Source organism: Actinomadura sp. HBU206391 (assembly GCF_014323665.1).
Lineage (GTDB): Bacteria > Actinomycetota > Actinomycetes > Streptosporangiales > Streptosporangiaceae > Actinomadura_C.
Map to the genome: position 1 here is coordinate 1 of NZ_JABVEB010000197.1, position 10,142 is coordinate 10,142.

Here is a 10,142-nt window from a genome sequence, read left to right on the forward strand (position 1 = left end):
GCCGTAACTGGCGCCGAAGTTGGCCGCCTGCAGGTCGGCGATCGTGCCGTGGGCGCGGTTGTTCATCACCACGAAGATCACCGGGAGTGCCCTGCTCGACCGCCATCGGAACGGCCGGGAGCTGTGCGCTCATGCCGCCGTCACCCACGAGGGCGACCACGATGCGGCCCGGCTCCGCGCCCAGAACGCGGGCAAGAGATCCATCGAGCTCGATCTCAAGGAGGCCACCGATCGCGCGGCCTTCGAGGACATGGTCTGCGGCGCGGACGTTCTGCTGGAGAACTTCCGGGCCGGCGTGCTCGCCCGCCTCGGCTTCGACTGGCCCCGGCTGCACGAGCTGAACCCGCGCCTGGTGTACTGCGCCATCTCGGGTTTCGGCCAGACGGGACCGATGAGCCGGGCGCCCGCGTACGACCAGATCATTTAGGGCCTGTCCGGGATGATGAGCATCACCGGGACGACCGAGACGGCGCCGCTGAGGGTCGGCTTCCCCGTCTGCGACACCGTGGGCGGCCTGGCCGCGGCACTGAACATCGCCGCCGCGTTGGCCGGCCGTTCCGCGACGGGCCAGGGCGTCTTCCTCGATGTGTCCATGCTCGAGGCCGCCGTCTCGGCGATGGGCTGGGCGGTCTCCAACTACCTGGTCAGCGGGACGGCGCCCGAGCCGATGGGCGACCAGAACGCGACGGCGGCTCCTTCAGGCACCTTCGACACCGCTGACGGGCCGCTGAACATCGCCGCCAACCGGCAGCAGCAGTTCGAGACCCTCTGCGAGCTCGTCGACCGGCACGAGCTGATCACAGACCCCCGGTTCGCCGATCGCGAGGCACGCAAGCGTCATCGCGGCGAACTCAACCAGGAGCTCGACACCGCGTTGCGCCGCCGGCCGGCACAGGAGTGGGAGCGGATCCTCGCCGCCGCCGGCGTACCGGCCGCCCGGGTCGCCACCGTGCCGCAGGCGGTGGAACTCGAGCAGCTGAGCCATCGCGGGTTCTTCACCGATCTCCCCTTCCCGGGCCACCCCGCCCGCACGCTGCGGGTCACCGGCAACGGAGTGCTGCACAACGGTGAACCGTTGCCTCCCACCGCTCCCCCACCATTGCTCGGCCAGCACAACGGTGAACGGGAGGCCCTCGTGACCGGCTGGAGCACCCCCTCGGAAGAGGTCGTCACCTGATGAACGACAACGTCGATCCGACCGGCGCCGTCGCCGGCTGGTGGGCCACCGCCGTCTCCCGGATGGAACCCGGCGTCATCGAACTGCGCGGGCATCCCGTACAGGAACTCATCGGCACCACCAGCCTCACCTCGATGATCTGGCTGATGCTGCGCGGTGAGCTGCCTTGCCCGCGCCGGACGAGGCTGCTCGAAGCCGCACTGGTCGCCTCCGTCGACCACGGGCCGCAGGCGCCGTCGATCGCGATCGCGCGGATGGCGGCCACCTGCGGAATCGGTCTCAACAACGCCGTCGCGAGCGCGGTCAACGCCCTCGGCGACTCACACGGCGGAGCCGGTGAACAGTGCGTGTGCCTGCTCACCGAGATCCTCGAAGCGGAGGGCGCCGGAATCGACCTCGAGACGGCCGTCGAGCAGGTCATCGCCACCTGGCCGCACTACCTCCCGGGCTACGGGCACCGCTTTCATCCGGTGGACCCGCGCCGGGACCCGCTGCTGTCCCTGGTGGACGAGGCGGTGCGGGACGGCGTCGTGGCCGGCGACCACCTGCGCGCCGCGAGGGCGGTGGAGGCCGCCCTCAACCGCGGGCGCGCCACACCGGTGCCGATGAACATCGACGGCGCCACCGCCGTCATCTACGCCGAACTCGGCTTTCCGGCCCCGCTCGCCCGCGGCATGTTCGTCATCAGCAGGAGCATCGGAATCCTCGCCCATGCCTGGGAGGAGACCCAGCAGGGTCGGCGCAACAAGGGCCCCATTCCCCGCTCGATCCTTCCCGCCCATCTCACCTGACCTGACCTGCGGTGCCGGACCGGGTGGTCCGGCTTTCACAAGCGGGCGAGCGAACTTTGCAAGCGTACGTTGCAAATACTGCTTGCAACGCCTACTTGCAACGTCTACCTTTTGCTTATGAACGACCCGTCCCGCCGTCAGGAGATCACCGACATCGCTGCACTGAAGCTGCTGGCGCACCCGCTGCGGCACCGCATCGAACAGGAGCTGAGGCGTGGCCCGGTCAACTCCACGACGCTCGCGCGCGCTCTCGGCGTGAGCACCGGCCTGGCGAGTTACCACCTGCGCGAGCTCGCCAAGCACGGTTTCGTCGAGGAGGTGCCAGAGCTGGCGCACGGCCGGGAACGCTGGTGGCGCCATGTACCGATGGACCGGCGGTTCCCTCGGTGGAGTGAGCAGAGCCCGGAGATGCGCGCCGTGTTCGACGAGATGAACAGAGGCTTCTTCCTGTCCGATCTCGAAGAACTCAACCGCTTCGAGCGCGAACGCGGTGAACTCGGCGCCTGGGCCGACGCCTTTCCCTTCTCACGCGGCTCGATCCGGGTGAACCTCGACGAACTGCTCGAGTTCTTCGAGGCCTATATCGCCCTGCTCTACCGGTACAACCGGCCGGAGGAGGACACGCCGTCCGACGCGCGCACCGTCCTGACCCGTTTCTTCGCCATCCCGGCTTCCGAGCCCCCCGCCACCGAGGAGGAGCGGCGTGACGAACCAGGCGACTGACCCCACGTGACCGAACCCCGCGTGACCGATGCCGAGCCCGAAACCGCATCCGCGTAAGTGGGCCGCCGAGCTGGCACTCGGCGGCCCAGGAGCGGAAGCCGTACCACCACGCCCGTAGGCGTGTCTTCACGAGTACGTACCTCCAGAGAAAGGAGAGCACCTCGTGCTGCTCTCAGGCAAATTGACCGCCCGCGTCACCGCGATTCCGGGCGGCCGCCGCGCCAAGTGGCTGATCCTTCTGGCCTGGACGGCGATCATTGTGGGCGCGATGCCGTTGGCCGGAATGCTGTCCGACGCCGTGACCGAACAGTCGAGCGCCGAGCTGCCCCGCGGCGCGGAATCGACCCAGGTGACCGAGCTGACCGATCGATTCCCGGACGGGAAGGTCGCATCGGGCGTCATGATCTACGCACGCGACAGCGGCGTCACCGCCGCCGATCGCGCCAAGGTCGAGGCCGACCGCACGGCGCTCGCCCCCCTCGCGGTCGAGCCGATACCGCAGGCCCGGCCGTCGGCCGACGGCAAGGCGCTGATGGTGGTCGTCGGGCTCGCCGACGGCGATGACCTGTCCGACACCGCCAAGAAGGTCCGCACCCAGATGGAGACGGCACTGCCGGGCGGGCTGCGGGCCGAACTCACCGGATCGGCCGGCAGGGCGCTGGACACGAGCGAGATGTTCGCCAGTGCCGACGCCACGGCGCTGATCATCACCGTCGTCGTGGTCACCCTGCTGCTCCTGGTCATCTATCGCAGCCCGGTGCTGTGGCTGCTGCCACTCGTCAACGCGTTCCTGGCGCTTCAGCTGGCCAACGCGATCGCGTACCTGCTGGCCGAGTACGCCGGGATGTTCGTGGCACCGGGGGCGGCCAGCATCCTCACCGTGCTCTGCTTCGGTGTCAGCACCGACTACGCGCTGCTGCTCCTGGCGCGATACCGGGAGGAACTGCGCCGCCACGCCGACCGGCACGAGGCGATGGCCGTGGCACTTCGGCGCGCGGTGCCGGCGATCGCCGCGTCCGCCGCGACCGTGGGTCTGGCGCTGCTGGCCCTGCTCGCCGCCGACATGGGCTTCAACTACTCACTGGGCCCGGTCGGGGCCATCGGCATCGCCGCCGGTCTCGCCGCAATGATCACGCTTCTCCCCGCCCTGCTAGTAATCTTCGGTCGCTGGGTGTTCTGGCCGATGATCCCGCGCTATGGGAGCGCCGACACCGTGCACCGTTCGATGTGGGGTCGGATCGGAGACAAGGTCGCGGTCCGGCCGCGGCTCGTCTGGGTCACGTCGGCGCTCATCCTCGGCACGATCGCACTCGCCGCGCTGAGCATCGAGACCGGCCTGGACGACGAGCACCACACGACCACCACACCCGGCTCGGCGGCCGGTCAGCGACTGGTCGCCGCGCACTACCCGGCAGGCCAGGCCAGGCCGATGCAAGTGATCGCCGACGCGGCGGACGCCGAGACGGTCGCCGCACGATTGCGCGGCGTGCGCGGCGTGGCCGAGGTCCGTTCACCGAGGCCTTCGACCGACGGCACTCTGGCCAGAGTCGACGCGGTGCTGAGCGATCCGCCGGACAGTCCCGCGGCCGCGGCGTCGGTCGATCGAGCCCGGGCGGCGCTGCGGGACCTGCCTCAGGCACACGCCCGGGTCGGCGGCGCCACCGCACAGGACCTCGACATCGCCCGCACCCAGGGCCACGACCGGCGGGTGGTGATCCCGCTGGTGCTGGCCGTGGTCCTCCTGGTGCTGATCGTGCTGCTCAGAGCACTCGTCGCACCACTGATCCTGATCGCCTCCGTCGTGCTGTCGTACTTCACGGCGCTCGGCGCAAGCTGGCTGATCTTCAAGCACCTGTTCGGTTTCCCCGCGATGGACGTGCAGGTCGCGCTCATGGGGTTCCTGTTCCTGGTGGCGCTGGGCGTCGACTACAACATCTTCCTGGTCTCCCGGGTCCGTGAGGAGACGGTCCGCCTCGGCCACCGCGACGGAGTGCTCCGCGGCCTGGCCGTGACGGGCGGAGTGATCTCCAGCGCCGGTCTCGTGCTCGCCGCCACCTTCGGCACCCTGGGCGCGCTTCCGATGGTCATGTTCGTCGAGATGGGAGTGCTCGTCGCCCTCGGGGTCCTCATCGACACCTTCCTCATCCGGTCGATCATGGTGCCCGCCCTCGCGCTGGACCTCGGCCGGCTGTTCTGGTGGCCGGGCCGGCTCGCCCGTCCCATCACCGTGAGTGCGCCGGAGGAATCAGGGGAACCGGGGGAGGCCGCGGCCCTTGGGGCACCCGCGGAGCGACCGGCGCCGCTGCCCCGCTGACCCTCGCCTGAGGGGTCCCGCCCGGGACCCCTCAGGCCGACAGCGCGCCGAGGCGCCGTCACGGCTCGGCGGGCCCGGACGGTTGCTGGTAGAACCAGAATCAGATCAGCGCCGCCCCCGAGACCGGGAGCGGCCGATCTACCTCTGCGGCGGTGGGGCCGCGTCGTAGCGGCGAAGGGCCACGAGCCATCCGGCCGCGATGATGACGATCATCAATGCGCCGGCTCCGAGGAACGCCGGACGCGGGTCGTCACCGAAAGCCCTGGTGACGGCTCCGGCGAGGACCGCCCCGACCGGGGTTGCCGTGATGAAGAGCGCCCGGCCCGTGGTGGTGACGCGGCCCAGCAGATCACGAGGAACCCAGGCCTGACGAGTGCTCCGGTTGACGACGCTCACCACGATCACCGCCCATACCTGAACGCTGTTGGCCACCAGCAGATGCCACCACGACGTGCTGACCCCCATCACGAGCAGGGCACCCGCGGCGATCGCGATGCCCGACGCGATGAGCGGGAGCGCCCGGATGCGGGCGGCGAGCCCGGCTGCCATGACCGCCCCGGCGATCCCGCCTACGCCACCGCCCGCGACGACCGCGCTGACCTGCGGCAACGGCAGCTCCAGGGTGACACGGGCGAAGTAGACGATCAGAGTGTCGACCGCCAGGCACAGGTTCAGCATGGTCTGGATGACGGTGAGGACCAGGAGCGGCCGGAAGGCGATGAGATAACGCAGTCCTTCCATGAAGTCACCGCCGAGCCCCTGTGCGATTCCGCCGCGACGTGCCCGCCGCGGCGGCCGCACCGCGTCGTCGCCCCGCATGACCGCCGCCAGCGACAGCAACGAGACGGCGAAGGTCGCCGCGTTGAGCAGCAGCGCGCCGGCGATGCCGACGGTGGCGGCGATCGCGGCGACGAGGGCGGGTCCGAGCACCAGTGAGGTCTGTGCGGCCGTCTCGAGTACGGAGTTGGCCCGCAACAGGCCATCGCGGGGGAACAGATCCTTGACCGCGACGGTGAGCGCGGCGTCGAAGAAGACCGTCGCCGATCCGGCCACGAACGCCAGGGCGAGGATGACCCACAGTCGGGCCGACCCGAGCCAGGCCAGCACGGCCAGCGCGACGAAGACCCCTGCGCGCATCACGTCCATGACGACCAGCACGGCCCACGGATTCAGCCGATCGACGATCGGCCCGGCCGGCAGGCCGACCAGCAGGTATCCGACACCGCGCGGTGCCGCCGCGAGCCCGGCGGCGAGGGGATCACGCGTCAGATGCAGGACCAGCAGGGGTACGGCCAAGACCGCGCAGCCGTCGCCGAGAAGCGACACCGACTGTCCGCCCAGAAAGAGGCGGTGACCGGCGGGGCGCTTCGGCCGGGCCGGCTCCACTAGCGGCCGATGATGCCCGACTGACCGGGTAGGGCCGCGGAGACCCACCGCGTGCGATCCAGCGGAGGCCCTGCGACCCGACCCGACCGGTCGAGTGCCGCTGAGGGGCTCAGAGCTTGTACAGCTTGGGGAACGGTGCCGTGATTCGCTCGGTCCGCGGGCCGAAATCGACCAGCACGGCCGAGTCGTCTTCGACACCGATGACCCGGCCGAGGCCGTACTTGTCGTGCGTCACGCGGTCGTCCAAGGCGAACACCTTGACCGGAGGCGCGACTGAGGGGACGTTGAAGGGACTTCCAGGCAGCTGGCGGCGGGTCGTCACGCGGGATCTTTTCATCGCTACCAGTATGCGCCCTACGGGTAGCCGAATACCCGTCCGACCGGGCGAACAGGGGGCATTCGTAGATCAACTTCGCCCTGACGCCCGAAATCTCCCCGCACGCCATGGCATTCCGACGTTTTCCCACCACGGGCCTCGCTACGGAATCTCCCACTCGTAGGAGAACTTCTCGATCTTCAGGATGAGCGAGGTCTCGACGTTGGTGACGCCGTCCATCCGGCCGAGCACGTTGGTCACGAAATCGACCAGGTGTTCGTGGTCGGCGAAGAACGCCTCGACGATGAGGTCGTACCGCCCGGTCGAGATGCCGCAGTAGCGGACCTCGGGCTGTTCCACCAGCGCCTGGGCCACCGCCGACAACGACCGCAGCTCGACCGAGAACCCGAGGATCGCCGATACCGTGAGGCCGGCGAGCTTCGGCGTCGGGACCGCGACGATGTTGACGTAGTCGCCCTCGATCAGCGCGGCGAGCCGCTTGCGGATCGTCGTCTCGGTGACCCCGATCCGCCGGGCGATGTCGGTGTTGCTCATCCGCCCGTCCTGCCCCAGGCTCCGGAGGATCTCACGGTCGGTCGCGTCGAGCTCGACGGGTATCGACCCGGTGCGAGTGGAGTCCTTCTTCGGTGCCGGCCGATCGACCATGCGTTCCCCTGCTGCCTGCGAAGGTTGATTCCAACGGACCTTGCTTCAACGGCGAAGGCGTCCGAGATCGGCTTGCGCCGAAGACCCGGACACCCTCGTCACCGCACCGTACGTGAAGATCCAGCAGCGTCAGCCTAGACCTTCTCGGTAACTACACCTTCTCGGTCAGCAGCCCCGCGTACCGCACCGGATCGCTGCGCCTGATGCGCCACGTCACGATCACACCGGCGCAGAAACCCACGGGGAGAACGGCGAGCAGCAGCACGTTGACCCAGTCGGTGCGTCCGGTGAGCAGCTCGAAGTTCTTCGTGACCAGCCAGGTGGCGACCGCCAGGCCGACGAGGCTGCCGAGCGGCGCGACGACCGTCGCCCAGAACGACAGTCCGCTGGTGCGGTCGATCCGGCGGAAGAACACCAGCACCGCGATGGCGCAGAGCGCCTGCAAGACGATCACCGCGAGGATTCCCGGGGCGGCCATGAGCAGGAACAGCTGCAGGTACGGGTCCGCGCCGGCCAGGCCGAAGATCGCTACGAACACCACGGCAATGATCGTCTGAACACCGCTGGCGACCCATGGCGACCCGTGCCGGGGGTGCACCGCCGCGAGCCGCGCGGGCAGCAGCCGCTCGCGCCCCAGCGTGAACAGGTAGCGGGCGGTGGTGCTGTGGAAGGCCAGCGTCGAGGCGAACACGCTGGAGATGAGCAGGATCTCCATGATCACCGCGGCGGCGTGACCGACGTAGTTCTCGAAGGCGATGGAGAACAGTTCGGTCGGGTGATCGGTCGCGACCGAGACCACGTCGCCCTTGCCGAACGCGATCACCGCGATCCACATCATGAAGGTGTAGAACACCGCCAGGAAGCCGACCGCGAGGAACGTGGCACGCGGCACCGTGCGCTCCGGCTTGCGCGCCTCCTCGGCGTAGATCGCCGTCGACTCGAAGCCGATGAAGGCACCGAAGACCACGGCGAACATCGCTCCGGTCCCGCCGCCCGCGAAGATCAGGGACGGATTGAACGAGTCGAAGCTCATCCCCTGTGGCCCGCCCTTCAGCAGCACCGCCACCGCGAGCACGATCAGGATCGCGATCTCGGCGAGGAGTGCCACGCCGAGCACCCTGGCGCTCAACGAGATCCGCCGATGGGCGAGGAGGCCGACGACGGCGAGCGCCGCGAGCGACCAGACCACCCACGACAGCTTCAATCCGGTGAGCCGGCCGATCGTGCCGGACGCGAAGGCGCCGAACGCGCCCAGCTGGGCGACCGCGATCAGCGAGTAGGCGGTGACGGCGAGCAGCGCGGCCCCGCCGCCGGTCAGTTTGCCGAGGCTCCGCCCGATGTAGGAGTAGAAGGCTCCGGGGTTGCGGATCCGCAGGGCCATCCTGGTGAAGCCGACGGCGAAGAGCAGCAGGACGAGCCCGGCGACGAGCTGCGCGCCGGGAGCGCCGATGCCGCCGATCATCAGGCCCAGGGGCGCGAAACCCGCGACCACGAGCAGCGGCCCCGCGGCGGCGACCACGAAGAAGGCCAGCTCGAGCGTGCCCATGGTGTTGCGCGTCAGCTGAGCCGGCCCGGTCTCGGCCGGGTCGGACACCTCCCGCACCACACGGTCAGATGTGGACATGAAGTCTCCTCATTCGCTAACGCTGTGCTGAAGGGTAGGTGCGTCGGTAGGCCTCGGCGGCCGCGGTGAAGCAGTCGAGCTCGGGGCGCAGCACGCCGGCGCCGATCTGGCCGCCCTCCTTGCCGGCCAGGCCACCGTCGATGACCGGGGTGATGCCGGTCCGCAGCACCGCGAACAGATCAATGCCGACCGGTGTGCCCCGGAAGTCCAGCGGGGGCATCCGCAGGTCGCGGTGCTCACCGAGAGTGATCTCGTACATGGACTCGTTGGCGGCGCGCATCGCCGCTGCGGTGCCGCCCTGGTAGGCCTGCAGCGTGGGGGCACAGGCCTGGGCGAAGCCGCCGAGACCGACGGTCTCGGTCACACAGCTCTCGCCGCCGATCCACTCGACGTCGTCCTGGGTGAATCCCTCGAAGAAGCGGCCCTCGAGGCGGGGGTGGGCACCGCGGAACCACTCCCCCTCCAGCCCACTGACCCGGATCGCGAACTCGCGGCAGTTGATCGCCATCCCGGTCAGCACGCTGCTGTACGGGACGCCGTGCGCCGCGTCGGCGGTGGCCTTGGCGGCGGCCATCGACAGCCGCAGGAAGGCGTACTCGTTGCGGGTCAGGAACTCGAGGACCTCCCGTACTCCCGCCGAGTCGTCGCCGGAGGCCATGTCGAGGAATGCCGGGGTGAGCTCACGGGTCCACAGCAGGGTGGCCGCGGTGTTACGGCTGTGCAGTTCGTCGCCTAGCCGCAGCGCGCGGGCGATCAGCGGCTTGAGCGGCAGCGGCCCGCTCTTGCGCAGCGCCCGCTGCAGGACGGGGGCCATCACGGTCTCGAGCCAGCGCAGGCCGGCGACGACCTCGTCGTTGTACGAGCCGTAGTTGAGGCGGTGCCGGCTCTCCCCCTCGTACAGATTGCAGAAGGCGAGGTTGCCGTGCTCCTCGTTACGCACCACCAGAACCGGCATGGACGCGGTGTAGATGCCCGCGACCGAGCCGATGCAGTCGTGCTGCTGGGTGCTGCGCACCCGGATCCGCCCGGAGTCGAGCGCGCTCTCAGCGGCGGCGAGGTCGGACGCCATGCCCTCGTAGACGGCGGCGTAGAGGATGGCGCGGCGCTGCCCGCCGGTGTAGTCGGGCCAGTCGAGTGGCGCTCCG

At 69.6% G+C, this 10,142-nt stretch carries 8 protein-coding genes and 1 pseudogene; 4 read left to right on the forward strand and 5 right to left on the reverse strand.

Annotated features, from left to right (window positions below):
- The first annotated feature begins 43 nt into the window (after nt 1-43).
- The 4 genes and pseudogenes from HKK72_RS30685 to HKK72_RS30700 all read left to right on the forward strand — a co-directional run bounded on the left by HKK72_RS30685 (nt 44) and on the right by HKK72_RS30700 (nt 5,005).
- Nucleotides 44-1,177 (forward strand): annotated as a pseudogene (locus tag HKK72_RS30685) (CaiB/BaiF CoA transferase family protein).
- Entirely contained in the window at nt 1,177-1,968 is a 792-nt protein-coding gene (locus HKK72_RS30690) for a citryl-CoA lyase (RefSeq protein WP_187237931.1), read from the forward strand. Before HKK72_RS30685 ends, HKK72_RS30690 begins: the two are co-directional and overlap by 1 nt.
- Nucleotides 1,969-2,085: 117 nt before the next feature.
- Complete coding sequence (locus tag HKK72_RS30695) at nt 2,086-2,691, forward strand: ArsR/SmtB family transcription factor (protein WP_187237932.1); 606 nt, start codon at nt 2,086-2,088, stop codon at nt 2,689-2,691.
- A 163-nt stretch (nt 2,692-2,854) separates the two neighbouring features.
- Nucleotides 2,855-5,005 carry an MMPL family transporter gene (locus tag HKK72_RS30700; protein WP_315987533.1) on the forward strand — a complete coding sequence of 717 codons (2,151 nt, stop codon included), beginning with the start codon at nt 2,855-2,857 and terminating at the stop codon, nt 5,003-5,005.
- A gap of 138 nt (nt 5,006-5,143) precedes the next feature.
- Here HKK72_RS30700 and HKK72_RS30705 read toward each other — a convergent pair whose 3' ends face one another.
- The 5 genes from HKK72_RS30705 to HKK72_RS30725 form a co-directional block, all read right to left on the reverse strand.
- A complete protein-coding gene (locus HKK72_RS30705; RefSeq protein WP_187237933.1) occupies nt 5,144-6,331 on the reverse strand; it encodes an MFS transporter in 1,188 nt (395 codons plus the stop codon).
- 169 nt (nt 6,332-6,500) lie between these two features.
- Entirely contained in the window at nt 6,501-6,728 is a 228-nt protein-coding gene (locus tag HKK72_RS30710; protein WP_187237934.1) for a hypothetical protein, read from the reverse strand.
- A 141-nt stretch (nt 6,729-6,869) separates the two neighbouring features.
- On the reverse strand, nt 6,870-7,373 hold the full coding sequence (locus tag HKK72_RS30715; protein ID WP_187237935.1) for an Lrp/AsnC family transcriptional regulator: 504 nt from the start codon (nt 7,371-7,373) through the stop codon (nt 6,870-6,872).
- A 151-nt stretch (nt 7,374-7,524) separates the two neighbouring features.
- The gene (locus tag HKK72_RS30720) at nt 7,525-8,997 is read right to left on the reverse strand and encodes an APC family permease (RefSeq protein WP_187237936.1); all 1,473 of its coding nucleotides are present in this window, start codon (nt 8,995-8,997) and stop codon (nt 7,525-7,527) included.
- A gap of 16 nt (nt 8,998-9,013) precedes the next feature.
- On the reverse strand, nt 9,014-10,142 hold a 1,129-nt coding region (locus tag HKK72_RS30725; RefSeq protein WP_187237937.1), incomplete at its 5' end, for a DUF1116 domain-containing protein.

Excerpts from the sequence above, each read along its gene's own strand:
- HKK72_RS30690 (WP_187237931.1), top strand. The coding sequence starts at position 1,177 with ATGAACGACAACGTCGATCCGACCGGCGCCGTCGCCGGCTGGTGGGCC.
- HKK72_RS30695 (WP_187237932.1), top strand. The coding sequence starts at position 2,086 with ATGAACGACCCGTCCCGCCGTCAGGAGATCACCGACATCGCTGCACTG.
- HKK72_RS30710 (WP_187237934.1), bottom strand. The coding sequence starts at position 6,728 with ATGAAAAGATCCCGCGTGACGACCCGCCGCCAGCTGCCTGGAAGTCCC.
- HKK72_RS30715 (WP_187237935.1), bottom strand. The coding sequence starts at position 7,373 with ATGGTCGATCGGCCGGCACCGAAGAAGGACTCCACTCGCACCGGGTCG.
- HKK72_RS30720 (WP_187237936.1), bottom strand. The coding sequence starts at position 8,997 with ATGTCCACATCTGACCGTGTGGTGCGGGAGGTGTCCGACCCGGCCGAG.